Genomic DNA, 25,472 nt, shown 5'->3' with positions numbered 1-25,472 from the left:
GTGCGGTTGTGCACCTGACTTTCGTTTGAGTGGCAGATAAAAAGAAACCCCGGCTTCAGACCGGGGTTTTGCTATTTCAAAGGGCTCTGCCTATCAGTGGAACTGATCTTCTTCGGTGGAGCCGGTCAGTGCGGTGACCGAGGATTGGCCACCCTGAATGACGGTGGTCACCTTGTCGAAGTAACCGGTACCTACCTCCTGCTGGTGGGCCACGAAGGTGTAACCACGGCTGGCGGCGGCAAATTCCGGCTCCTGCACCATCTCGACGTAGTGCTTCATCCCTTCGCCACGGGCGTACTGGTAGGCCAGCTCGTACATGTGGAACCACATGTTGTGGATACCCGCGAGGGTGATGAACTGGTACTTGTAACCCATATCGGAGAGCTCCTGCTGGAAGCGGGCGATGGTGGCATCGTCCAGATTCTTCTTCCAGTTGAAGCTCGGGGAGCAGTTGTAGGCCAGGATGCGATCCGGGAACTTGGCCTTGATTGCTTCGGCAAATTTACGCGCTTCGTCCAGATCCGGCTTGGCGGTTTCACACCACACCATGTCGGCGTAGGGGGCGTAAGCCAGACCGCGAGCGATGGCCTGATCGATACCGGCACGCACCTTGTAGAACCCTTCGGCAGTGCGCTCGCCAGTCAGGAAGTCTGCATCGTACGGGTCGGCGTCGGTGGTCAGCAGGTCAGCGGCGTTGGCGTCGGTACGGGCGATCACCAGGGTGGTGGTGCCGCACACATCGGCTGCCAGACGGGCGGCAACCAGCTTTTGCACCGCTTCCTGAGTCGGTACCAGCACCTTGCCGCCCATATGGCCACACTTCTTGACGGAAGCGAGCTGATCTTCGAAGTGCACGCCAGCGGCGCCCGCTTCAATCATTCCCTTCATCAGTTCGAAGGCGTTCAATACGCCACCGAAACCGGCTTCCGCATCGGCCACGATAGGTAGGAAGTAGTCGATAAAACCCTCGTCCTGCGGCCCGATCTTGTTGGCCCACTGGATCTGGTCGGCACGGGCGAAGGAGTTGTTGATGCGCTCCACCACGGACGGTACAGAGTTGGCCGGGTAGAGGGACTGATCCGGATACATGGTGGAGGACAAGTTGTTATCCGCCGCCACCTGCCAGCCGGAGAGGTAGATCGCCTCGATCCCCGCCTTGGCCTGCTGCACCGCCTGACCACCGGTCAGGGCGCCGAGGCAGTTGACGTAGCCTTTCTTGGCGTCGCCGTGGATCAGGCCCCACAGCTTGTCGGCACCGCGCTGAGCCAGGGTGTGCACCGGCTGCAAGCTGCCGCGCAGGTTCACCACATCTTCGGCGCTGTAGCCGCGCTTGATCCCTTTCCAGCGGGGGTTTTCCGCCCAGTCTTTCTCGATAGCCTGGATCTGTTGCTCACGGGTCAGTGCCATATCAGTTCCCTCTTTCATTGATTTCACGTTTCCATTGACTTGTTATTGGCGAGCCCCGCTGGGGGCCCGTGATTCAGAGCCGCTCGTAACCGGGCAGCGTCAGAAAATCGATCAGGGTGTCGGCGCAGGTGATCTCTTCCATCAGTTCACTCGCCTCGGCAAAGCGTCCTGCTTGCCAGCGTGCGGCGCCCACCTCGGCTTTGACCACCTCCAGCTCCTCGGCCAGCATCTGGCGGAACAGCTCTTTGGTCACCACCTTGCCATTCGACAGGCTCTTGCCGTGGCGGATCCACTGCCAGATGGAGGTACGGGAGATCTCGGCGGTGGCGGCATCTTCCATCAGACCGTAGATGGGGACGCAGCCGTTGCCGTTGATCCAGGCCTCCAGATATTGCAGGGCAACCCGGATATTGGTGCGCATCCCCGCCTCGGTGCGCTCGCCCTCACAGGGTGCCAGCAGGTCGGCGGCGGTGATGGGGGCATCCTGCTCACGCAGCACGCCGAGCTGGTTCTTGGCACCAGCCGCAATGGTGGCATTGAACACCGCCATGGCGGTATCGGCCAGGCCAGGGTGGGCGACCCAGGTGCCATCGTGGCCGTTGTTGGCTTCGCGCTCCTTGTCCGCTTTGACCTTGGCGAAGACCTGCTCGTTGACGGCGGCATCCTTGGCCGGAATAAAGGCCGCCATACCGCCCATCGCCAGCGCTCCGCGCTTGTGGCAGGTCTTGATCAGCAGCCGCGAGTAGGCGGAGAGGAACGGCTTGTCCATGGTCACCACCTGACGATCAGGCAGTACCCGATCCGGATGGTTCTTCAAGGTTTTGATATAGCTGAAGATGTAGTCCCAGCGGCCGCAGTTCAGCGCAACGATGTGATCCTTCATCTGATAGAGCAGCTCATCCATCTCGAATACGGCTGGCAGGGTTTCAATCAGCACGGTGGCCTTAATGGTGCCACGGGGCAGACCGAACTTGTCCTCGGTCCAGGCGAACACCTCGCTCCACCAACGCCCTTCCAGATGGCTCTGCAACTTGGGCACGTAGAAGTAGGGGCCCGAGCCTTTGGCCAGCAGCGCCTGATAGTTGTGCAGGAAGTAGAGGGCAAAATCGAACAGGCCGCCGGGGATGGGTTCGCCATCGAAGGTGACATGTTTTTCCGGCAGGTGCAGACCGCGCACCCGGCAAATGAGGACGGCCGGATTGGGGTTCAGGGTATAAGCCTTACCTTCCGGACTGGTGTAAGAAATGCTGCCGTTGACCGCATCGCGCAGGTTGATTTGGCCCTCGATCACCTTGTTCCAGGCGGGTGCCAGTGAATCCTCGAAATCCGCCATGAACACCTTGACGTTGGCGTTGAGGGCGTTGATCACCATCTTGCGCTCGACCGGGCCTGTGATCTCCACACGGCGGTCTTGCAGGTCGGCAGGAATGCCGCGAATGGTCCAGTCACCTTCACGGATGTGGGCGGTTTCCGGCAGGAAGTCCGGCAGCTCGCCACCATCGATACGGGCCTGACGTGCCACACGTTGTTTCAGCAACTCCCCTCTTTGGGGAGCAAAACGTTCCACCAGTTCGGAGACCAGAGCCACCGCGTCCGGCGTCAGAATTTGCGCGTATTCGGGCAGCATCTCGCCCTGGATGCGAAGGCGGGCGCTGCAGTGGGTCTGAGCCGGTGCCGACATAAGGTTCACTCCTTTGAGAATTACATTTTGAACTTACTAACTACGACTAAAGTCGAATCCCTGTTCCTAAAACGTTCCCGCAACAACGGGATAACACGATTGATAAGGTGCGAAATATTGTTGATTACGTCAACAGTTTTTTTTAAACGCCTGTTTTTTTGATATAGTTAAGTTGATGTTTTTTATTGCTTTATTTGGTTGGTATAAAAACTCTACGCAGATGGTTATGCTCCTGCTTTTTCCCATCTGACAACGGCTAATTTGGGCCGTTACCTTGCCCCTCGCTCTGTAACTTATTACGTAATAAAATTACAAATGCAAAAACAAATCCCGACCTAACTCCAGGCTTTGCCAAAACAGCCGTATAAAGTGCGTTTGAATGTGGCAATGAATGTTTTGCTATTGCTAGATCTAGTTGGTGAACGTGCGTTTTAAACTTGGTGTGGTGATGCAGGCTCTGTTGGCACCAGCGGTTGCAACGATGGAAAGTGAAGCGCAATAACGTAGGTTTGTATCAATTGTCGGGGGGGATGCCGGGGAGGGAAGAGGGAGACGCATTAGTCAATAATACTGCCATCCTTGATAGAATTAGCAGTTTGTCGTTTTTTGCAGATTTCTCGCCAAGGGTGTGAAACTGAGTGTGTTGAACAGGCGATGCCCCAGTGATTGAGCGGCCATCTGGCCGGGCTCAATAGTCATCATCCGGTTCGGCCAGATCGATCACATCCAGCTGAATGACCTGTTCATTTTCGCTTTCGGTGTGGCAAGGGGTGTCGTGAGGAACGGAATAAAGCGTAATGGCGGGTGCGAAATCGGTGTTCTGGTTCATGCCTGGTCCTGTGTTGCACGCAAACCGGACAGTGATCCCTTCACTCGTGTTTCCACCTCCCTGTGTTGTCTACCGGCGGAAAGTTGCGCATCTTAATGAGTTCGGCAAAAAGATTCAAGTGGTTCTGAGTGTTTTTTGTTCTTGGTAGGCTGGCGTTGTCAGGAGGATAAATCGGAGGCAAAAAAATAGCCCAGTCGTTTGACTGGGCTATTCTCGGGGAAAATGGTCGGTGTGAGAGGATTCGAACCTCCGACCCTCTACACCCCATGCAGATGCGCTACCTGGCTGCGCTACACACCGACGGAGTCAGACTCGGCTGACGGGGTGGAAGTCTAATAGCATGGCCAAACGGGTGCAACTCCTTTTTTATCATAGAGATGCTGATTGCTTCTTTATTGCTCAGTCGGGATGCGGCTTGGGTCTGACGTGCAGATTTGGCATAATCGCCGCCCTGTCACCGCGAGCTCTCATGCCTGCTATCTATGGAATTATCTGACAGATGTGGATAGCTGGAATGCAAACAGCACAATTGAACAATATAAAGAGGGGATGGGCGTGAAACCATCAGAGGTCCCAGAGACACCGAGTCAAACCGAGCAGGACGAACAGTGGATGCGCCATGCCATGGCATTGGCCGCCCGGGCCGAAGGGATTGGCGAGATCCCGGTCGGTGCCGTACTGGTGCTGGATGGTCAGGTGGTGGGAGAGGGGTGGAACCGCTCCATCAGCGAACACGATGCCTGTGCCCATGCCGAGGTGATGGCAATCCGGGCTGCGGGCAAGCAGCTGGCGAACTACCGCCTGCTCGACACCACCCTTTATGTGACGCTGGAGCCCTGCTGTATGTGTGCCGGTGCGCTGATCCATAGCCGGGTCAAGCGGGTGGTTTACGGCGCCCGAGATCTCAAGACCGGTGCCGCGGGGTCGGTGTTCGAGATCTTGCAGGACCCGCGCCACAATCACAGAGTCGAGCTGACCGGCGGTGTGCTGGCCGATGCCTGCTCGGCCCAGTTGTCAGCCTTCTTCAAGCGCCGCCGTGCCGAGAAAAAGGCAGCCAAACTGGCGCTGCAACAATCAAACGATACCCTTTCCTGAATCATTCGGGGGCAGCGCAGGCTGCCCTTGCTGATTATCAGCATAAATATCCCTTTATAAACAATATATTACGCTCGCCAGCCTTCGAAGGGATCCCCGCCCATTTTTCCGCTAACAACCTCTGTTAAAGCGTTCTCGATGTAACAAAACTGTCATGCAACCGCCATATAATGCCGCGAAGCCTAGCTTACATTGAGGTCTTGCATGTCATCGGAATCGTTAAACCTGGTCATGGCGGGCAGTAGAAAACGCCGGATCAAGGATAAATTGGCCAAATATGGCGTCACCACAGGCGGAGCCCTGGTACTGGTGGCGCTGCTGCTCATCTTCTTTTATCTGCTCTATGTGGTGAAACCCATCTTCAATGGCGCCTCCATGGAGCCGACCGCCTCGTTTACCCTGCCTGCCGCAGGGAAGACCGCCTGGCTCGGCGTGGAAGAGCAGAACGAGATCGGCTATCGCTTCAGCGATAAAGGGCAGGTCAACTTCTTTGCGGTGCAGGGAGATGACAAAATCAAGGTCGGCCAGTCACTGGGTCAGGCCCAGGTTGCTGGTGACATCACCACGGTAGCGACCCCTGCTCCTGGTCAGCGGCTGATCGCCTACGGCTTTGCCGATGGTAAGGCGCAGGTCGTCCAGCCAGCGTTCAAGGTCTCCTATCCCAACGATGTGCGGGTGATTGAACCCAGCCTGCAATATCCCTTCGGCGAAGAGCCGGTGGTGATCGACCCGCAAGGGAAGGCACTGCAACTGATGGTGTTCGAAGCCACCAAGGACAAGATGGCGACCGCCGCCGTGACCGAAGATGGTCGTGGCGTGATGACGGTGATGAGCGGTGAGGAGAACTTCATCTCCGGGGAGATTGAGTGGAGCAGTGAAAACTACACGATTCCCTCCCTGCCGCGCCATGTGGATCAGATGTTGCTGACCCCCAATCTGCGGATCCTGTTCGTGCGCGAGGGTAATCGCCTCTCCGTCTATGACATTCATAACCTGAGCGAAATCTCCCTGCGCAACGTGTTGGAGATCAATGCCCCCAACGCCAATGTGACCCGGGTTCAGCTGCTCTCCGGCGCCTCTTCACTGCTGGTGGGTAATGACAACGGCGTGATTTCACAGTGGTTCGAAGTGGCGAAGGATGGCAAACGCCAGTTCACCCAAATTCGTGACTTCAAGGGCGATGGCGCGGTAGATCTGCTGACTCCCGAGCACTTTCGCAAAGGCTTCATCAGTGCCGACAAGGACGGCATCATCAGCTTCTTCCACGCCACCGGCGAGACCAAGCTGCTGACCGAGACGGTGGAAGGGGGCGAACTCTCTGCCCTGGCCATCTCCCCCCGTCACAACCTGTTGCTGATGCAGCAAGGGAACAGCTTCAAGCTCTTCTCGGTGGAGAACGAACACCCCGAAGTGACCTGGTCTGCCCTCTGGCAACAGGTGTGGTATGAAGGCTATCCGGAGCCCCAGTATGTGTGGCAATCCACCTCCGCCAGCAACGACTTTGAAGCCAAGCTGAGTTTGGTGCCGCTGGTATTCGGTACGCTGAAAGCCTCTTTTTACGCCATGGTGTTTGCTGTACCGCTCGGCGTGGCTGGTGCCATCTATACCGCCTACTTCATGTCGGCGGGGCTGCGCAAATACGTCAAGCCGACGGTCGAGATCATGGCGGCGCTGCCGACCGTTATCCTGGGCTTCCTGGCGGGTCTGTGGCTCGCGCCGATCATCGAGGGTGCCTTGCCCGGGGTGATCCTGCTGCTGGTATTGCTGCCGATGGGGATGCTGCTGACTGCACTGCTCTGGAACTATCTGCCGGAGCGCGGCAAGTCCTTGCTGCCGGAGGGGTGGCACGCCATCCTGCTGATCCCGGTGCTGCTGCTGATTGGCTGGGGTGCCTTCGCCCTGAGCCCGCTCATCGAGAACGCCTTTATGCACGGTGATTCGCGCATCTGGCTGACTCACGAAATGGGCATCAAGTTTGACCAGCGCAACTCGCTGGTGGTCGGTATCGCCATGGGCTTTGCGGTCATCCCCACCATCTTCTCCATCGCTGAAGATGCGGTCTTCTCGGTGCCCAAGCACCTGACCCAAGGCTCGCTGGCGCTGGGGGCCACCCCGTGGCAGACCCTGAGCCGGGTGGTGATCCTCACCGCGAGCCCGGGCATCTTCTCTGCGGTGATGATGGGCCTCGGCCGCGCCGTGGGCGAGACCATGATCGTGCTGATGGCTACCGGCAACACCCCCATCATGGACTTCTCCATGTTCCAGGGGCTGCGCACCCTCGCCGCCAACATCGCGGTGGAGATGCCGGAATCGGAAGTGGGCAGCTCCCACTATCGGGTACTGTTCCTCGCGGCCTTCGTCCTGTTTGTGTTCACCTTTTTGTTCAACACCCTGGCCGAATTTGTCCGTCAGCGGTTGCGTGAAAAATACAGCTCGATGTAAGGGGCGACTCTGTAATGGACAAGGAATCGACAATGGGTAAGTGGTTTAAATCAGGGGCCCCCTGGATCTGGATGACCGGCGGTGCCGTCAGCCTGAGTCTGGTGGCGGTACTGGGTCTGCTGCTGCTGATCGGCTGGCGTGGTCTGGTCTACTTCTGGCCGCACCCCATCTATGAGTGGCAGCTGGAAGACGCCAGCGGCAACAAGAGCGTACTGATCGGCGAAATCAACGATCGCGAGCAGGTTCCGGTGGAGCGACTGCGCGCCGCAGGTCTGGCGCTGGAAGGGGAAGAGCGCGAGCTGCTGACCCGCTATCTGGTCAAGACCGGCAACCGCGAGTTTGTTGACCTCGATTTTCGCTGGGTGCTGGAGACGGACATCAAGTCCCAGAGCCAGCCAGCCGAGCTGGCCATGGTTGAGCGTGCCACCAACGGCAACTTCTATGGCTATATCGTTGGGGTGAAAGAGGATGGCCGCGAGCTCACCTCTGATCTGCATCCTGCCCTGCAGCGGGTGCTGGCGCGAGCCAATGCCCTTTCAGAACAGGCCAACGATCTGCAAAAAGGGGACATCGGCAGCATCAACTATCAACTGGAGCGGCTGCGCCTGAAAGAGCGCAAGGCCGAGCTGGATGACAAGCTGACTGATCAGCTCAAAGCCGAACTGGCCAGCGAGCGTCAGGCCCTCAACGATCGCTATCAGGTGCTGGAAAAAGAGCTCTTCTCACTGCGTAGCCAAGCGGACCGCGACGCCATCACCGTCAAGGATATGCGTGGCGAGTTGGTGACCATGCCGATGTCCAAGGTACTGGATGTGGTATGGCCCAACGACATGAGCCTGCTGGCCAAGGTGGGTCACTGGTTCCACCAGATCGGTAAGTTCGTCTCTGACGATCCCCGTGAAGCCAACACCGAGGGTGGGGTGTTCCCGGCCATCTTCGGCACCGTCTTCATGGTGTTCCTGATGGCGATCATCGTGACCCCGCTGGGGGTGGTAGCGGCAGTCTACCTGCACGAATATGCGGGCAAGAACAGCCTGACCAAGATCATCCGCATCGCGGTGATCAACCTGGCGGGCGTGCCCTCCATCGTCTACGGCGTGTTTGGTCTGGGCTTCTTCGTCTACACTCTCGGCGGTTCGTTAGACCAGCTGTTCTACCCGGAAGCGCTGCCGAGCCCGACCTTTGGTTCACCCGGCGTGATCTGGTCGGCGCTGACCCTGGCCATCCTGACCCTGCCGGTGGTGATTGTCTCCACCGAAGAGGGGTTGGCGCGGATCCCGAGCACCATCCGTCAGGGCTCGCTGGCACTGGGCGCGACCCAAGCCGAAACCCTCTGGCGCATCGTGCTGCCGATGGCGAGCCCGGCCATCATGACCGGCCTTATTCTGGCGATTGCCCGTGCAGCCGGTGAAGTGGCGCCGCTGATGCTGGTGGGGGTGGTAAAACTGGCACCGACCCTGCCGATGGATGGCAACTTCCCGTATCTGCATGTGGAGCGCAAGTTCATGCACCTGGGATTCCACATCTATGACGTCGGCTTCCAGAGCCCCAACGTCGAGGCGGCCCGCCCGCTGGTCTACGCCACCTCCTTCCTGCTGGTGACGGTGATCGTGGGTCTGAACCTGACCGCTATCGGTATTCGTAACCACTTGCGCGAGAAATTCCGGTCGCTGGAGCATTAATCCGGCGCCGCTTGAGTGATACAAGAGTGAGATAACAGAGGGGCGGCCGAGCGCGAGCCGCCATCTCTCTGCACCAATACGTGAGGGGCGCCGGCAGCAGTCCGGCCACTCCAGATTGATTTTGAGGTAACAGATGATCAACGTAACGACCACGTCTACCCAGCACACCGCGCTGGACCTGCTCAACCTGACCCCGGAGCAGACCGCGCTGGAGGTGAAGGGTCTCAACCTGTACTACGGCAGCAAGCAGGCGCTGTTCAACGTCAACATGAAGATCCCCAAAGGGCAGGTGACCGCCTTTATCGGCCCGTCAGGCTGTGGCAAATCGACCCTGCTGCGCTGCATCAACCGGATGAACGATCTGGTGGAGATCTGCCGCATCGAGGGGGAAATCCAGCTGCACGGCCACAACATCTATGACAAGAGCGTCGATGTTTCCGCCCTGCGTCGTCAGGTGGGCATGGTGTTCCAGCGCCCGAACCCGTTTCCCAAGTCCATCTACGAGAACGTGGTCTATGGTCTGCGCCTGCAGGGGATCAACGATCGTCGCACTCTGGATGAAGCGGCCGAGCGCTCCCTGCGCGGTGCGGCCTTGTGGGACGAGGTGAAGGATCGTCTGCATGACAACGCCTTCGGTCTCTCCGGTGGTCAGCAGCAGCGTCTGGTGATCGCCCGTGCCATCGCCATCGAGCCGGAAGTGTTGCTGCTCGATGAACCGACCTCGGCGCTCGACCCCATCTCCACCCTCACCATCGAGGAGCTGATCAACGAGCTCAAGAGCCAGTTCACCGTGGTGATCGTGACCCACAACATGCAACAGGCTGCGCGCGTGTCGGATCAGACTGCCTTCATGTATATGGGCGAGCTTATCGAGTACTCGGATACCAACACCATTTTCACCACCCCGGCCAAGAAAAAGACCGAAGATTACATTACCGGTCGTTACGGCTAAGGAGAGGAGAGGATGAATCTCAGCAAACAGATTGGCAGTCGGTTCAACGGCTAAGGCATAATCGGAGCAATCAAGGATTATTTGTATGGACAATATGAACCTCAATAAACACATCTCCGGTCAGTTCAATGCCGAGCTAGAGAGCGTGCGCAACCAGGTGCTGGTGATGGGCGGTCTGGTAGAGCAGCAACTCACCGACGCCATCGCGGCGATCCACGATCAGGATCTCGATGCGGCGCGTAAAATCGTGGCCAACGACCACAAGGTCAACGCGATGGAAGTGGCGATTGACGAGGAGTGCACCCGCATCATCGCCAAGCGTCAGCCGACTGCCTCCGACCTGCGACTGGTGATGGCCATCATCAAGACCATCACCGATCTGGAGCGCATTGGCGACGTGGCCGACAAGATCGCCCGCATGCTGACCGACAACGCCAACAAGCCGCAGCCGCCGCTGGTGTCGCTGGAGAACATGGGCCGTCGCACCATCAAGATGCTGCACGATGTGCTCGACGCCTTCGCCCGTATGGATCTGGATGCGGCGCTGGCGGTCTACAAGGAAGATGACAAGGTAGACCGTGAGTACGAGTCCATCATTCGCGAGCTGATGACCTATATGATGGAAGATCCCCGCACCATCCCCCAGGTTCTCAACGTGCTGTGGGCGGCGCGGGCCATCGAGCGGGTTGGCGATCGTTGCCAGCACATCTGCGAGTACATCGTCTACTACGTGAAAGGCAAGGATGTGCGCCATACCAAGGCGGACGATCTGGGCACCTTGCTGGGCAAGGGCTAACCGGAAGTGAATAAAAAGGCGCGTGAAGCGCCTTTTTTGTTGCATAACTGGTCGGAGTAAGATAAAGCCCCCAACTGGCTGTTTTCTGATAGAATACTCCCCTGTGTGAGTCCCGGATGGGCTCACGGTCCGGTCTCCCGGGCCCAGTTTGCCGTCTTGTGCTAAGGCGGGTGTAGCAATAGGTTAATCATGAGTTTTGCCGATAGTTTGTTCTTTTTAATGCTGCTGGTTGGCGGCAGTGTGTTCTTCTCCCTCTCCGAGATCTCTCTCGCCGCGTCTCGCAAAATCAAATTGCAGGTGATGGCAGATGAAGGTAATCGCCAGGCCGAAAAGGTGCTGGCCCTGCAGGCCCAGCCGGGCAACTTTTTCACCGTGGTGCAGATTGGCCTCAATACCGTCGCCATTCTGGGCGGTATCCTGGGTGAGTCTGCCCTCAACCCCGCCATCAAGGGGATTGTCTCCCAGTTCTACCAAGGGCCCTGGCTTGGCGAGATCAGCTCCGGTGCCTCCTTCGTGTTCGTCACCGGCATGTTTATCCTGATCGCCGATCTGATGCCCAAGCGTCTGGCTATGACCATGCCCGAGCAGATTGCCGTGGTGGTGGTGCGCCCCATGCTCTTCTTCGTCACCGTGCTGATGCCGCTGGTGTGGGTCTTCAACGGATTGGCCAACTCCCTGTTCCGTCTGATGCGCGTCTCCACGGTGCGTAACGACGAGATCACCTCCGACGATATCTATGCGGTGATGGATGCCGGTGCCGAGGCGGGGGTTATCCAGCGCGAGGAGCATCAGCTCATCGAGAACGTGTTCGAGTTGCAGTCCCTTGGTGTCACCTCTGCCATGACGGCCCGCGAGAGCCTTATCTACTTCACCCTGCAAGAGAGCGAAGAGAGCATCAAGGCGAAGATCGCCGAGCATCCCCACAACAAGTTTCTGGTCTGTGACCACAACCTCGACAGCATCAAGGGCTTTGTCGATGCAAAAGAGCTGCTGATCCGCGTTATCGGTGGCCAGAGCATCGACCTTATCGGTGGCAATCTGGTGCAGAACGTCATCATCATCCCCGATACCCTGAACCTCTATGAGGCGATGGAGTACTTCAAGAATCATCGTGGTGACTTTGCCGTGGTGATGAACGAGTACGCGCTGGTGGTGGGGATTGTCACCATGAACGACCTGATGAGTACCGTCATGGGTGAGTGGGCCACCCACGTGGTGGAAGAGCAGATCGTCCAGCGCGACGAGAACTCCTGGCTGGTGGACGGGGTCACCCCCATCTCCGACGTGATGCGCGCCTTCGATATCGAAGAGTTTCCCGAGAACCAGAACTACGAGACCATCGCCGGCTTTATCATGTATATGCTGCGCAAGATCCCCAAGCGCACTGACTCGGTCAAATACGCCGGTTACAAGTTCGAAGTGGTCGATATCGACAGTTACAAGATTGATCAGCTGCTGGTTACCCGGGTCGAACCGGCTGTGGCCGAGAAGCCAGCTCAGGAATCGTAAAAGGAGCGACATAAGAGTCATGAAGATGCAGTCTCATTCCCGTGCGCTGGCCTGTGTCGCGCTCGCCCTGGCACTGGGTGCCTGTAGCCAGAGTGCGCCGCGCAAAGCCACAGTGGCTGCCAAGCCGGTTGCCCCCAAGCCTGCCGTGGTGGTGCCGCAGCCGGATCCCGACGCGGTGGTGCAAAGCGGCATGGTCGAGCCGAGCCCGGTCTTTGATGAGCAGTACCACGGCCCGGATCAGGGGTCGCTGGAGTCGGTGACCGCCCTGTTTGCCCGTGGTTACATCGAGTCCGCCATGCGCGAGACCATGCTGGCGGCGGTGCACAACGACTATCCGCTGCTCGGCATGCGGGATGTGCGGTTGACCGATCCGGTCTCCAAATTCCTCACCTCCGAGCATGCGGCCACCACGGCCCATGACTACCTCTATGCAGGTGTACAGCGTCGCCTCGGTCGTCCGCTCAGCCCTGCCCAGTGGGAGCAGATCTGGCGCGGTTTGCCACAGCAGGGTCGGGTCTCCGACTGGGTCAAGCAGATCAAGCGAGTGCTGGCCGGGCGTTAAGTCGCCAGCGGATCAAGATAGTGATGAGGCCACCTTCGGGTGGCCTCTTGCATTTCTGCATTTACATCGCCGGTCGCATGCTGATTTCTGTTGATACTGATTGCCGCCCGTGGCACTTTGTTTTATCTTATTTTGGCCATCTAAACATCCATATGTTTTTATGGCTGTATAATAAAAGGCTTCACAGGATGAAGCAGGACGATCTGCAGCGATTCGATGCGAAACCGCAGATCAACAAAACAAACAGATAAATACGCAAATAAACAACGCACATAACAAAGAGACACGACAGATGGAAACCAGGGAATTGTGGGTGCTGGATGGGGGCATGGGGCGCGAGCTGGCACGGCGGGGGGCACCGTTTCGTCAACCCGAGTGGTCGGCGCTGGCCTTGATAGAGGCGCCAGAGACGGTGCGTGACGTGCATCAGGCCTATGTGGCGAGCGGGGCCAGGGTCATAACCACCAACAGCTATGCGCTGGTGCCGTTTCATATCGGCGATGAGCGTTTCTTTGCCGACGGGGAGGGGCTGGCAGCACTTGCTGGTCAACTGGCCCGCGAAGTGGCTGACGAGCAGAAGGGTGCCGTGCAGGTGGCGGGTTCTCTGCCACCGCTGTTTGGCTCCTACCGTGCCGACCTGTTCAAGGCGGACCGGGTGAACGAGCTGGCCACGCCGCTTATCCGGGCGCTATCCCCTTATGTGGATATCTGGCTGGCCGAGACCATGAGCCTGATTGCCGAGCCACTGGCCCTGAAAGCGCTGTTGCCTGACGATGGCAAGCCGTTCTGGGTCTCCTTCACGCTGGAAGATGAGGCGCCGGGCAACGAGCCGCGACTGCGCTCCGGCGAACGGGTGGCCGATGCGGTGACCTCGCTGGTGGCGGCTGGAGTCGATGCCATCCTGTTCAACTGCTGTCAGCCCGAGGTGATCGAGGGGGCCCTCGAGGTTGCTCGCGCCCGATTGCAGGCGCTGGGCCGCGCAGACATTCGCCTCGGTGCCTATGCCAACGCCTTCCCGCCGCAACCCAAAGAGGCCACCGCCAATGATGGGCTGGACGAGATCCGCGCCGATCTGGGGCCGCTGGATTACCTTGGCTGGGCCGAGCGCTGGCGCGCAGCCGGGGCGAACCTAATCGGCGGTTGCTGCGGCATCGGCCCCGAGCATATTCAGGCGCTGAGCCGCCGGTTGCGCTAAGGAGCTTCCATGAAAGAGAACAAGATTGGGCTCTGGTCACTCACCGCGCTGGTGTTCAGCTCCATGGTGGGGGCGGGGATTTTCAGCCTGCCCCAGAACATGGCCGAGGTGGCAGGCGCACGCGCCGTGCTGATCGGCTGGGGCGTGACGGGGGGGGGCATCCTGGCGCTCGCCATGAGTTTTCTCTATCTGTCGCGGTTAAGGCCGGACCTTGACGGCGGCATCTACAGCTACGCCCGCGCCGGTTTTGGCGATCTGGTGGGCTTTTTCTCCGCCTGGGGCTATTGGCTCTGCGCCACCATCGGCGTGGTGGGCTATCTGGTCATCGCCTTTGCGGCGCTGGGCAGCTTTATCGATACCCCCGAGCAGATCTGGTTTGGTGATGGCAATACCCTGGCGGCGTTTGTCGGTGAGTCCTGCATCCTCTGGGCGGTGCACCTGCTGGTGGCCCGTGGTGTGCAGCAGGCGGCGCTGTTCAATCTGGTGGCGACCTTGGCCAAAAGCCTGCCGCTGCTGCTGTTTATCCTGTTTGCCTGCTACTGGTTCGACCCGGTCACCTTCGCGGCGGATCAGCAGGGCAGCACCCTGGCGGTGCCGGTCTCCGAGCAGGTGCGCAATACCATGCTGATCACTCTCTGGGTCTTCACCGGTATTGAGGGGGCTGCGGTGCTGTCGGCCCGCGCCAGAAACCGGCGGGATGTGGGCACGGCCACTGTGCTTGGTGTGGTGCTGGCGCTGCTGCTCTATGTGCTTATCTCGGTGCTGGCACTGGGGATATTGAGTCGGCCTGAACTCGCGGCCCTGCCCAACCCCTCGATGGCAGGGCTGATGGCCCAGATGACCGGCTCCTGGGGCAAGCTGCTTATCAGTGTCGGCCTTATCGTCTCGGTGCTCGCCTCCTATGTGAGCTGGACCCTGTTCTCGGCCGAGGTGCCGTTCAGCGCGGCCCGACACGGCGCCTTTCCTGCCATCTTCCGGCGCCAGAACCGCAACGGGACGCCTATAGCATCGCTCTGGCTCACCAGTCTGACGGTGCAGACATGCCTGCTGCTGGTGTGGTTGCTCGGCAAGGGCTACACCAGCCTGCTGCTTATCTCTACCTCGATGATCCTGGTGCCCTACCTGCTGATCGGCCTGTTTTTGCTCAAGCTCTTGTTCAGCAGGAAGGGGGAGAGCGGGCAGGGCCAAGGCCTGATGCGGGCGGTGGCACTGGTGTCGAGCGGTTACGGCTTCTGGCTGCTCTATGCCGCCGGGGTGGAGTATCTGCTGCTGTCGCTTCTGCTCTACGGGCCGGGTCTGCTGCTGTTTCTCTACAGTCGCCGTCAGCTGGGCACAGATCTTTGCCTGAGTGGCCGCGAGCGGCTGTTGGCCGGAGTAACCTTGCTGAGCCTGATCCCCGCCGTCTGGTCGTTCGCCCATCTCTGATATCGAAGATGTGACTGACCATAAAACAGAGCGCCACCGTGGCGCTCTCTTTGTTATCAGGGACTGGTTATCTGGGGCTTGCTATCCGGGAGTTGCTATTCGGGGCGAAGGCTCAGCGGCTGGCAGGCCCAGCCGGTTTGCCAAACAGCACCGCGAGCTTTTGTCGCCAGGGTAGGCCACGGGCGTCATGCAGCATGTCGCGCCACTCGTGGAAGGTGAGGGTGAGGGGGTTGAAGCTGTGGATCGGCTTGGTGATGCCGAAGCGGCATGGCTCGGCCGGATCTTCTTCGACAAAGGTGCCGAACAGCCGATCCCAGATGATCAGCACCCCGGCGAAGTTGCGGTCTATGTACTTGGCGTTGCTGGCGTGGTGCACCCTGTGGTGGGAGGGGGTGTTGAAGATCCACTCCAGCCAGCCGAGCTTGCCCACCACCTGGGTGTGGACGAAAAACTGAAAACCCAGGCTCAGCAGCACGGTGGCGACCACCGCCTCGGGCGGGAAGCCGATGACAATCATCGGGATCCAGAACAGCCACATGCCGGAGATGGGATACATCAGGCTCTGGCGAAAGGCGGTGGAGAGGTTGAGTCGCTCCGAGCTGTGGTGCACCACGTGGGAGGCCCACAGCCAGCGAACATGGTGGCTGGTGAAATGGAACAGCCAGTAACAGAGATCCTGCAACAGGAACAGCAGTAGCACACTCCAGAGATTCAGCTCGATATCGAACAGTCGCCAGCCCCAGAGGGTGTCATACAGATAAGCAATGGCGATGGCCGCCAGCGCATCACCCCCTTGGTGCATCAGGGCCAGCGCGGCGTTGGCCAGCAGATCTTTCCACTGGTAGGTGGCAGTGGGAAAGGCCGCGCCATGTTTGCGCAGATAGAGCATCTCCCAGCCGATAAAGGCCAGAAAAACCGGGGAGAGGTAGAGCAAAAGCAGTTGCACATCCATATGCGGCCATCCATTCAGAGCAATTGTTCTTCAGCATAAAGGATGAAAGCAATATTTCATTAACATTTTCTAGCCATCTTGCCCGATGGCTTTGGCGGGTTTGCAGTGAGGCCGCAATTCAATCTGATGGATGGTGACCGCTGACTATGCTTGATGCAGATTGACCGTCAGAGGATTGGGCGATGCGTGTCTGTGTTTATCTGTTGCTGGGATTTTGCCTGCTGGCCCAGGCCAAAACCCGTGTTGAAATTTTGGCCGATGCCAACTATCCCCCCTACTCCTGGCAGGAGGGGGGAGGAGGTCAGGGGGATCTATGCCGATATTATCCGCGAGGTGACCACCCACATGAGTAGTTATGAGGTGGTGCTCAAGCCCATGCCCTGGCGGCGCGGTCTGAGCATGGTGGAACAGGGCAGCGCCTTCGCCATCTTTCCGCCTTACTACCAGCCCGACAGTCGTCCCTGGATGTGGCCTTACTCCCAACCGATGCTCGACGAGGAGCTGGTGGTGATGTGCGGCGCCAGTGTTGCGGTCAATACCCCGCAGGCCAGGTTTCCGCTCGACTATCACGGTTTGCGCTTTGGTATGAACGCCGGCTTTGCTGTCGGCGGAGATGCCTTCTGGCAGGCGGTGAAGGAGAAGCAGATCGACGTGGAGGAGGTGAAAAGCAATCGGGAGAACCTGCTCAAGATTGTCCGCGGTCGGGTCGATTGCACCATCAATGACCGCCTTTCCCTGCTTTATGAACTGCTGAACATGATCAAGGGAGAACAACTGGCGGTGGCCGATATGTCTCTGCTCAAACAGGGGCCGGTGCTCAGCAAGGAGCAGGGGGTCCTCGGCTATAGCCGCAAGGGGGAGTATCCCTACAAACAGGCCTTTATCGACCAGTTTGACAAAGAGCTCTATCAGCTCAAGAAACGTGACGGGGTGAAAGTGATCGTGGAGCGCTATCTGGGAAAGTCCCCGCGCTGAGCCGATGAGATGGGGACTCGGGTTCAGCTGGGTTGAGTCTGCTCCAGCGTCAAGTACAAAAAGAGGGACCCTGCGGTCCCTCTTCGTTTATCCAGCAGAGCGTGTTGGCTACAGCACCTGACTCAGGAACTGGCGCAGACGCGGGGAGGGGGGATTGTCGAAGAAATCGGCCGGTTTTTCATCCACCAGCAGTTCGCCACTCTCCATAAAGAGCACCCGATCCGCTACTTCGCGGGCAAAGCCCATCTCGTGGGTCACCACCACCATGGTCATCCCCTCGCGAGCCAGCCCCTTCATCACATCCAGCACTTCCCCCACCATTTCGGGGTCCAGCGCACTGGTGGGCTCGTCAAACAGCATGATGCGCGGCTGCATGGCGAGTGCGCGGGCGATGGCCACCCGCTGTTGCTGACCGCCGGAGAGTTGGGAGGGATAGCTGGCCGCTTTCACCGACAGCCCCACTTTCAGCAGCAGCGCCTTGGCTCTGTCTTCGGCCTCACGGCGCGACAGGCCACGCACCTTCTGCGGAGCGAGGCAGATGTTATCCAGCACCGTCAGGTGGGGGAAGAGGTTGAAGGACTGGAACACCATGCCCACCTCTTCCCGCAGCTTGTTGACATCGCCCGGCTCGGTCAGGCAGATGCCGTCGACCACGATATTGCCGTCGTTGATGGTCTCCAGCTGGTTAAGGGTGCGCAGGAAGGTGGATTTGCCCGAGCCGCTGGGGCCGACGATCACCACCACTTCCCCTTCGGCGACCTGGGTGCTGACATTTTTCAGGGCATGCACTTCGCTACCGTAGAACTTCTCTACGCCGGTCGCTTTGATGATGGGATCAGTTGCTTTTCGCATATTTTACCTCGAGACGGCGTACCAGGAAGGAGAGGGTGCCGGTGAGCACCAGATAAAGCAGGGCCACGGTGAACCATACCTCGAACGGGCTGAAGGTGGAGCTCACCACCTCGCGCCCCGCCTTGGTCAGATCGGTGATGGAGATGACCGAGACCAGCGAGGAGTCCTTGATGAGGTTGATGAATTGGCCTGCCAGCGGTGGCAGCACCCGCTTGAACGCCTGCGGCAGGATGACATAGCGCATGGTCTGGGCGGAGGTCATACCCAGGCTGCGGCCCGCCTCCATCTGCCCCTTGTGGATGGAGCTGATACCGGCGCGGACGATTTCCGCCACATAGGCGCCGGTAAAGACCGCCAGCGCGGCGACCCCGGCGGTGAAGCGGTCGAGGTTCAGCACGGTGCCGATAAAGAAGTAGACAATAAAGATCTGCACCAGCAGCGGCGTGCCGCGGATGAGCTCAACGTAGGTGACCGCCAGATTGCGCAGTGCGGGATTGGGGGATAGTCGGGCCAGCCCGGCCAGGGTGCCGAGCAGGATGGCGAAGATGCCCGCCACCAGCGAGAGTTTGACGGTGACCCAGACGCCCCAGGCGATGGGGCCTGCAGTCCAGCTCAGTTGGGTGTCGAGGGTATCGCCACGAAAAACGGTATCCCCTTCGGCGACTTGTACGCCGGTACTGGCAATGGCTTGCCGCACATTGGGGTCGAGATCGTCTTGCAGGAACAGCTTGCCCTTCTCGGCCTCGCTGGTGCCCGCCATCACGGTGCCGTCAAATTCGGCGAGATTCTTCTGCTCCGCCTGATAGGCGATGTATTGGGGAATGCGTTCCCAGCGCCAGGTGTAATCCACTGACTGGACAGCCTTGTAGATGCCGAATACGGCAACCAGCAGCATCAGCAGGAAAACCCCATGCCAGAGTAGCTGATTGGGTTGTTTTTCCATCTGTCTTGTCGGTTTGGGTGTGTGCACAGTCACAACCTCTTCTCGTTATTGTGTGGGGAGCTGCGTGGTGCAGGGGCGGCATGTGCCGCCCCCCGGAGGTTATTTGAGCTGATTCAGCCAGGCGTTGGATTCGAACCACTTCTTGTAGAGACGGTCGTAGCTGCCATCGCCCTTGATCTGGCGCAGGTAGTTGTTGAACCAGTTGAGGGTGTCCTGATCCCCTTTGCGGATGGCCCAGGCCAGCGGCTCGAAGGTGAACGGCTTGTCGAGGTGCACCACGGCGCCCTGATTCTGGGAGGCGAAAATAGCGTTGTAGGGCAGGTCATAGACGAACGCATCGACCTTGCCGTTGATCACTTCCAGCTTGGCGTCATCCTGGGTTTCAAACTGCAGCAGGGTGGCTTTGGGGATCAGGCGCTTGACTGCCTGCTCGCCGGTGGTGCCGAGCTTGACCGCGATCTTGTATTTCGGGTCGTTGAGGTCGGTGAAGGATTTGATTTCGCCCGCCTTCTCTTTGCGCAGGACTATGGTCTGGCCGACCACGATGTAGGGATCGGCGAAGTTGACCCGCAGGTTGCGCTGGGGCGTGACGGTCATGCCGCCCATGATGACGTCGAACTTGTTGGTCAGCAGCGCCGGAATGATGCCATCCCAGGCGGTGTTGACGAACTCGACCTTCACGCCCATCTCTTTGGCGACCATCTTGGCGAGATCCACATCAAAGCCGATGTACTGGCCCTGCTTGTTGGTCATCTCGAAGGGTTGATAACCGGCGTCGAAGCCGACTCGCAGCACGCCGCGTTCGAGCACGGCATCCAGGGTGGAAGTAGGGGCTGGGGTCGGGGCCGCCGTGGCGATCCCGCAAAACAGCAGGGTAGAAAGAATCAGTTTTTTGATCATAAGTGACGTCTCTGTCGGTGGTGTGTTCGGCCTTGAACCTGATCCCGTGCGACTCCGTGGCACAAGAGACTGCTGCATCCGGCAACAGGCAAGACAGGATGAATGTCTTGAGCGGGACAAAAGCCCCATATGAGATGCTATGAATAGTGATTGAGTGAAAAATGTACCAAAAACAGATTGTGTCAGAAGACTCAACAGGTTAGAGACATTTATTGCTCATGGCTTCATTCATAAAATCACACGAAAACAACATATCTATCTAATTGAGTGGGTTCAAGCCCAAATTATCCCCAAGACATTTTGTTACAAAGCCAGGGTGCCGCTTGCAGCTCTCATTGTGCTATTGGGCTCCGTAAGAGGCTTTTATGGGGCTGATACGAATACGCATTGGTGGGATATCACACGCATTGCTCTGTTTGTCAGCAAACGAACGGGCTTTATTGTGAAAACCATCAAGTCGCACTGGGTCTTGGCAAACGCTTCTCATATACTCAGTTACCCTCTCTGCATGGCTTTGGTATGGACGCCTCACTACTGCTCAAGCTGGATATTTTTACCTTGATGATCATGGCCTTGTGTGGCTATTGTCTCGGTTTCCTCACTCTTACCATCATTCGCGTTACCCACAACGATATTCCCGGCGTCGGGGTCTGGTGGTGGTCCAGTCTGTTTGCCATGCTGGGTCAGGCGGGATTTGCCAGTCTGCTGCTGACACCTACCCCCTATGGCTCCTGGGTGGGCAATGTGTTCCTGATTTTTCATGTGTCGTTGCTGCTGGTCGCCCAGCGTTGTTTCTTCCGTCAATCGCCGGGCTGGCCTGTCTGCTGGGGATTCATCCTGCTGTTTGCAGCCATCATGACCTGGTCGGTCGCCATCGATGGCCGGATTGCGGTGCGGGTGATGATCAGCAGCGCCACTTTCCTCATGCTCAGTTCGCTCATCATCTGGCAGCTCTGGCGTCACGGTCGACCCGATTATCAGGTGGCGGTCTGGGTGCTGATTGGCCTCAATCTGGTGCTGATCGCCATGACCCTGATGCGGATGTTTACCGTGTGGGGCGAGGTGATCGAAAGCCCGTTCCAGCGTCAGCTGTTCAACGTGTTGCCCTATGTTTCCATGCTGGTGGGTAGCTCCATGCTCACCTTCGGGGTGCTGCTGCTCTGCAACCAGCACCGGGCGCTGGAGCTGCGCTATCAGGCCAGTCATGACCCGCTGACTGGGTTACTCAATCGCCGTGGTTTTATGGAGCGTCTGGCCCGGGGGCGCCCTGCACAGCAGGGCGCGCTGGTGGTGCTCGATCTGGATGACTTCAAGCAGATCAACGATCGGCATGGTCATGAGGTGGGGGATCGGGTACTGGAGCGGGTCGGGTTGTCACTGCGCGAGCTGGAGGGGGTATTGGCGGGCCGCTTTGGGGGCGAGGAGTTTGTGCTGTTGTTTCGCCATGTCACTGCAGACGAGGCGATCGCCCGTTGTCAGTCACTGCGGGTTCAGCTTGCGGCCAGCGAGGTAGAGGGGATCCATATCACCGTCAGCATGGGTATTGCTCACTGGCAGGGGGAGTGGCACTTTGACAGCCTGTTCAGCCGTGCGGATGACGCTCTCTATCGGGCCAAGCGGGAAGGAAAGAACCGGGTCTGTCAGGCTGCCTGATGCAGGAATAGGTTCAGGAATAAAATCAGGGCGAGGTGATCCGCGCCCTGGCTGTTTCTGTTTGCCGGATATAGCTTGTCAGCTGCCACCCGCTAATCTGCATTCGCTTGAGCGGCTCTCGGTGCCTGCGCCTTGAGGAAGGGGAGCAGCAGCAGAGCCGAGACGCCCGCCGCCACCGAGATCACCACGAAGAAGCCGTTCCAGTGCCAGATCTCCATCACCTTGGCCAGCGGATAGCCCGACAGCGCTGCTCCCATATAGGCAAAGAGGCCGACAAAGCCGGTGGCCGCCCCCGCCGAGTTTTTGTGGGAGCACTCCGCCGCCGCCATGCCGATCAGCATCTGGGGGCCAAACACGAAAAAGCCGATGGTAAAGAAGCAGGCCGCCTGCATCACATAGCTGAAGAAGGGCATCAGCCAGAGCGACCCCACCGCCAGCAGGATCCCCACCGCAAAGATGAGGTTCATCGGGCCACGGTTGCCGTTGAACAGCTTGTCCGATCCCCAGCCCGCCACCAGCGCACCGATAAAGCCTCCCACCTCGAACATGGAGATGGCCGAGTTGGCGCTCATCAGATTGAAGCCGCGCTGCTCGGTCATGTAGAGATTGCCCCAGTCATTGATGGCGGTGCGTACCACATAGACCAGTACGTAACAGCAGGCGAGCAGCCAGATATAGGGGTTGCCCAACACATACTTGCGCAGGATCTGGCGGTGGGAGAGCCCCGCATCCTGAGTCTGCTGGGCCAGCTCCATGGCGTCCTTGCGCCACTCGCCCACCGTTGGCAATCCCATGGCACTCGGGGTATCCCGCAGTCGCCAGCAGAGGAACAATCCCGCGATGATGGCGATAAGGCCGGGCACTATCATGCCGTAGCGCCAACCATGTTGCAGAGCAATGGTGCTGACGATAAGGGGAATGAGCGCGCCGCCGACGTTGTGGGCGGTGTTCCAGGCCGACCACCAGACCCCGCGCTCGGTGCGCGAATACCAGCTGGTGAGCAGCTTGGAGCAGGGGGGCCAGCCCCAGCCCTGGAAGAAGGCGTTGGCGACCCAGAGGGCGGAAAACATCCAGAGTGCCGACGAGAGGCCGAACAGTATGTTGATAACGCCGGTGGCCATCAGCCCGACACCCATAAAGTAGCGCGGGTTGGCGCGGTCACTGATGATGCCGGAGAAGAACTTGGAGCAGCCGTAGGTGATGTAGAACAGGGTCCAGAGCATGCCGATATCGGACTTGTCCAGCATGCCGCTCGCCAGCATGTCCGGCATGGCGAAGTTGAAGCTCTTGCGGGTGAAGTAGAAGACCGCGTAGCCCAGATACATGGTCAGCAGCAGGTGCAGCCGCCAATGGCGATAGGTGGCGTCGATCTCGGCCTGATCCCGGATAAGGGGCTGCGGCGGCGCGCTTCTCATAAAACTCAGCACAGGCAGGCCCTCTGGTGGTGATTAGCCATGACCCTCCTCCCGTCTGCGACTGGGCAGGTTGACCGTCAGCTGGGTGCCGTGGATGCAGGAGAGTTGCAGACTGCCCCCGAGCGCCTGTACCCGCTCGCGAATGCCGAGCAGGCCATAGCCCTGTTGCGGGCGGCTTTCCGGCAAACCGCGGCCATCATCTTCCAGCACCAGTTGCAACTGCTCGCCGCTGGTCCGGGCGCGAATGGTGACCGAGTGGGCGTTGGCATGTTTGACCACGTTGTTGAGCCCCTCCTGACAGACCCGAAACAGGGTGACCCGCTGGGCATCCGAGAGATCCCCATCCGCCAGCTGCCACTCCAGACGGGTGACGATGCCGTGACGTTCCAGCTCCAGCTCCCTCAGCAGTGCCCGTACCGCCTGTTCCAGAGTCATGTCATCGAGCTGGCGCGGGCGAAGCCGTCCGAGCAGACCGCGCACCGCGTCATAGATCCCGAGCGACAGTGTGTCGATCAGGGCGCTGCTCTGGCCCACCCCGGCGTTGTCGGGGGCGAGGCGGCGCACGATCCCTGCCTGGGTTCGAATGGCGGTGATGGTCTGGCCGATGTCGTCGTGCAGCTCGCGCGCTACCTCCTTGCGGATGCTCTCCTCGGTCTCCAGCAGCCGCTCGGTGAGCTGGCGATTGTGGGCGAGCTGGCGGGTTAGCGCCTGATTGAGTTCGCGCTGGCGCTGGATCCCCGCGCCGAGCAGCAGGCCGGTCAGGCTCTGGGCCAGCAGGGAGAGCAGCAGATCGAGGGGGTGATCGTGCCAGGCCTGACTGGCCAGCAGGGCGATGGTGTTCATCAGGGTGGCGAGCAGCGCCCCTTGCCAGCCGTAGCGCCACGCCATGGCGATGATGGGGATGGCCAGACAAAACGGAGTGAAGCGCACCAGCGAGTTGGGCAATCCCAGTTGCAGCCAGAGGCTCAATACGAACAGCAACAGATACCAGACCAGATGGCGAAAGCGCCACTCCACCGGTTGATCCACCAGCGCAGGCCCCAGCGGCACCCAGGTGGCGCGGGTGAGGTAGTGCCAGATCAGCATGCAGGTGGAGGTCAGCGTCAGCCCGCCGGTCAGGCTGAGCAGCAGGGCCGAGAGGCCATCTTCCCCGGCCAGATGCCAGAGCAGGGCTTGCAGCAGCGCCGCCGCCGTGACGGTGGCGAGCAGCAGCAACAGTTGCTGCCAGTCGTTGCGCACCTGCTGGCGACGGGCAATCAGCAGCGGTAGCAGGGTCAGCAGACTGCCCGCGACCAGCCAAGGCCAGTGGGACAGCCCCACTTCCAGATTGAGCCAGTAGAGCAGCAGCCCTTCGCACAGCAACAGCGGCGGCCAGTAGTGGCCCGGGCTTTGCAGCAGCAAGCCGAGGCGCAGGCCGAAGGGGAACAGCAGCACCGCCAGCGCCGGGCCACCCGCCAGATGCAGGCTGATGCTCCAGAGGCAAAACCAGCCGGCGGCAAAGATGAAGCAGGCCGCCAGCGCGATGGCGACATAGCTGGCAAAACGGGAGATCACCAGCTATCCAGCATGCGGTGGGCCAGCTCGACGTTGTTGCTGACCTTGAGCTTGTCCATCAGGTTGGCGCGATGGACGTGGACGGTTTTGGGGGAGAGGCCGAGCTGCTCGGCGATGGCCTTCACCTCCAGCCCCTGTGCCAGCAACTGGGCAATCTCCCGCTCCCGATTGGTGAGGGGATCCCGGCTGCTGCTGGCCAGCTTCTGGGCGATGTCCGGCGTCAGATAACACCCCCCCTGGGCGGCGGTGCGCACCGCGGCGATCAGCTCGTCCGGGCTGCAGCGCTTGGAGAGAAATCCCTTGGCGCCGGTTTGCAGTGCCTGCTCGATGAGGGCCGGGCTGTCGTGCACCGAGAGCATCACCACAGCAAGGCCGGAGGGGAGCTGCTTGAGCAGATCCAGTCCCGACTGGTCGGGCATCGAGATGTCGCAGACGCAGACGCGCGCCCCGCTGCCGGGCAGGCCGGCAAGGGCATCGCTGGCGGAGCCGAATTCGGCGACCACCTGCAGGTCGGGCTCCAGATTGAGCAGTTGGGCAAAACCGGATCGGACGATCTGGTGATCGTCGATGAGGGCAATTTTTATCATGATGTCAGCCTGAAATTCGGTGCGTCATGACCATGACGCGGCCAACAAGATACCTGCCCCCCGAGT

Annotated in this window: 20 protein-coding genes, 1 tRNA gene and 1 pseudogene; 11 read left to right on the top strand and 11 right to left on the bottom strand. The window is 59.4% G+C overall.

The genetic code is table 11. The features are described from left to right. Positions 1-93: 93 nt before the first annotated feature. The 4 genes from aceA to G5171_RS09625 all read right to left on the bottom strand — a co-directional run bounded on the left by aceA (position 94) and on the right by G5171_RS09625 (position 4,217). A complete protein-coding gene (aceA, locus tag G5171_RS09640; RefSeq protein ID WP_139406426.1) occupies positions 94-1,407 on the bottom strand; it encodes an isocitrate lyase in 1,314 nt (437 codons plus the stop codon). A gap of 73 nt (positions 1,408-1,480) precedes the next feature. Beyond that, a complete protein-coding gene (gene aceB / locus G5171_RS09635; protein WP_421260094.1) occupies positions 1,481-3,088 on the bottom strand; it encodes a malate synthase A in 1,608 nt (535 codons plus the stop codon). Positions 3,089-3,776: 688 nt separating this feature from the next. Then, the gene (locus tag G5171_RS09630) at positions 3,777-3,917 is read right to left on the bottom strand and encodes a hypothetical protein (RefSeq protein ID WP_005334106.1); all 141 of its coding nucleotides are present in this window, start codon (positions 3,915-3,917) and stop codon (positions 3,777-3,779) included. A 223-nt stretch (positions 3,918-4,140) separates the two neighbouring features. After that, positions 4,141-4,217: transfer RNA gene (locus G5171_RS09625), tRNA-Pro, on the bottom strand. 249 nt (positions 4,218-4,466) lie between these two features. On the opposite strand from G5171_RS09625, the gene tadA reads away from it, so the two are divergent. The 9 genes from tadA (at position 4,467) to G5171_RS09580 (ending at position 15,575) form a co-directional block, all read left to right on the top strand. Beyond that, complete coding sequence (tadA, locus tag G5171_RS09620; protein WP_265177713.1) at positions 4,467-5,012, top strand: tRNA adenosine(34) deaminase TadA; 546 nt, start codon at positions 4,467-4,469, stop codon at positions 5,010-5,012. A 204-nt stretch (positions 5,013-5,216) separates the two neighbouring features. Further along, positions 5,217-7,454, top strand: coding sequence for an ABC transporter permease subunit (locus tag G5171_RS09615; RefSeq protein ID WP_139400607.1), 2,238 nt, complete (start codon positions 5,217-5,219; stop codon positions 7,452-7,454). A gap of 32 nt (positions 7,455-7,486) precedes the next feature. Beyond that, positions 7,487-9,136, top strand: coding sequence for a phosphate ABC transporter permease PstA (gene pstA, locus G5171_RS09610; protein ID WP_005359546.1), 1,650 nt, complete (start codon positions 7,487-7,489; stop codon positions 9,134-9,136). 133 nt (positions 9,137-9,269) lie between these two features. Beyond that, positions 9,270-10,088, top strand: a complete 819-nt coding sequence (gene pstB, locus G5171_RS09605) for a phosphate ABC transporter ATP-binding protein PstB (RefSeq protein ID WP_236350713.1) — start codon at positions 9,270-9,272, stop codon at positions 10,086-10,088. Positions 10,089-10,173: 85 nt separating this feature from the next. Beyond that, positions 10,174-10,884 (top strand): phosphate signaling complex protein PhoU, encoded by a 711-nt coding sequence (gene phoU, locus G5171_RS09600; protein WP_005334097.1) that lies wholly within the window; start codon positions 10,174-10,176, stop codon positions 10,882-10,884. 189 nt (positions 10,885-11,073) lie between these two features. Beyond that, complete coding sequence (locus G5171_RS09595) at positions 11,074-12,393, top strand: hemolysin family protein (RefSeq protein ID WP_005334094.1); 1,320 nt, start codon at positions 11,074-11,076, stop codon at positions 12,391-12,393. A 19-nt stretch (positions 12,394-12,412) separates the two neighbouring features. Further along, positions 12,413-12,955 carry a hypothetical protein gene (locus G5171_RS09590; RefSeq protein ID WP_167558049.1) on the top strand — a complete coding sequence of 181 codons (543 nt, stop codon included), beginning with the start codon at positions 12,413-12,415 and terminating at the stop codon, positions 12,953-12,955. A gap of 292 nt (positions 12,956-13,247) precedes the next feature. Further along, positions 13,248-14,150, top strand: coding sequence for a homocysteine S-methyltransferase family protein (locus G5171_RS09585; protein ID WP_421251218.1), 903 nt, complete (start codon positions 13,248-13,250; stop codon positions 14,148-14,150). A gap of 9 nt (positions 14,151-14,159) precedes the next feature. After that, positions 14,160-15,575 (top strand): basic amino acid/polyamine antiporter, encoded by a 1,416-nt coding sequence (locus G5171_RS09580; RefSeq protein WP_421260093.1) that lies wholly within the window; start codon positions 14,160-14,162, stop codon positions 15,573-15,575. 112 nt (positions 15,576-15,687) lie between these two features. On the opposite strand, the gene G5171_RS09575 is transcribed toward G5171_RS09580, so the two are convergent. After that, positions 15,688-16,527, bottom strand: a complete 840-nt coding sequence (locus G5171_RS09575; RefSeq protein WP_421251216.1) for a sterol desaturase family protein — start codon at positions 16,525-16,527, stop codon at positions 15,688-15,690. 182 nt (positions 16,528-16,709) lie between these two features. Between G5171_RS09575 and G5171_RS09570 the strand changes: the two are divergent. After that, positions 16,710-17,502, top strand: a pseudogene (locus tag G5171_RS09570) (substrate-binding periplasmic protein). 108 nt (positions 17,503-17,610) lie between these two features. On the opposite strand, the gene G5171_RS09565 reads toward G5171_RS09570, so the two are convergent. The 3 genes from G5171_RS09565 to G5171_RS09555 all read right to left on the bottom strand — a co-directional run bounded on the left by G5171_RS09565 (position 17,611) and on the right by G5171_RS09555 (position 20,197). Next, entirely contained in the window at positions 17,611-18,354 is a 744-nt protein-coding gene (locus tag G5171_RS09565; RefSeq protein WP_064338276.1) for an amino acid ABC transporter ATP-binding protein, read from the bottom strand. Further along, complete coding sequence (locus G5171_RS09560) at positions 18,338-19,297, bottom strand: amino acid ABC transporter permease (RefSeq protein WP_100646278.1); 960 nt, start codon at positions 19,295-19,297, stop codon at positions 18,338-18,340. The genes G5171_RS09565 and G5171_RS09560 overlap by 17 nt, the downstream gene beginning before the upstream one ends. A gap of 99 nt (positions 19,298-19,396) precedes the next feature. Next, positions 19,397-20,197 (bottom strand): transporter substrate-binding domain-containing protein, encoded by an 801-nt coding sequence (locus G5171_RS09555; protein ID WP_005334079.1) that lies wholly within the window; start codon positions 20,195-20,197, stop codon positions 19,397-19,399. A gap of 519 nt (positions 20,198-20,716) precedes the next feature. On the opposite strand from G5171_RS09555, the gene G5171_RS09550 reads away from it, so the two are divergent. Next, positions 20,717-21,850, top strand: a complete 1,134-nt coding sequence (locus tag G5171_RS09550) for a GGDEF domain-containing protein (RefSeq protein ID WP_421251215.1) — start codon at positions 20,717-20,719, stop codon at positions 21,848-21,850. Positions 21,851-21,942: 92 nt separating this feature from the next. On the opposite strand, the gene G5171_RS09545 is transcribed toward G5171_RS09550, so the two are convergent. Genes G5171_RS09545 through uhpA form a run of 3 tightly spaced genes read right to left on the bottom strand, consistent with a single transcriptional unit; the run spans position 21,943 to position 25,406 of the window. Further along, on the bottom strand, positions 21,943-23,277 hold the full coding sequence (locus G5171_RS09545) for an MFS transporter (RefSeq protein WP_421251214.1): 1,335 nt from the start codon (positions 23,275-23,277) through the stop codon (positions 21,943-21,945). Positions 23,278-23,298: 21 nt separating this feature from the next. Next, positions 23,299-24,819 carry a signal transduction histidine-protein kinase/phosphatase UhpB gene (gene uhpB, locus G5171_RS09540; protein WP_421251213.1) on the bottom strand — a complete coding sequence of 507 codons (1,521 nt, stop codon included), beginning with the start codon at positions 24,817-24,819 and terminating at the stop codon, positions 23,299-23,301. Next, positions 24,816-25,406: a transcriptional regulator UhpA gene (gene uhpA / locus G5171_RS09535; protein ID WP_005334071.1), complete on the bottom strand. Its 591-nt coding sequence runs from the start codon at positions 25,404-25,406 to the stop codon at positions 24,816-24,818. The genes uhpB and uhpA overlap by 4 nt, the downstream gene beginning before the upstream one ends. Between the last annotated feature and the right edge of the window lie 66 nt (positions 25,407-25,472).

This window comes from Aeromonas sp. 600774 (assembly GCF_049175075.1).
GTDB lineage: Bacteria > Pseudomonadota > Gammaproteobacteria > Enterobacterales > Aeromonadaceae > Aeromonas > Aeromonas veronii_A.
Note: the sequence above shows the minus strand (reverse complement) of the source record. Positions and strands in the feature narration are given on the sequence as shown.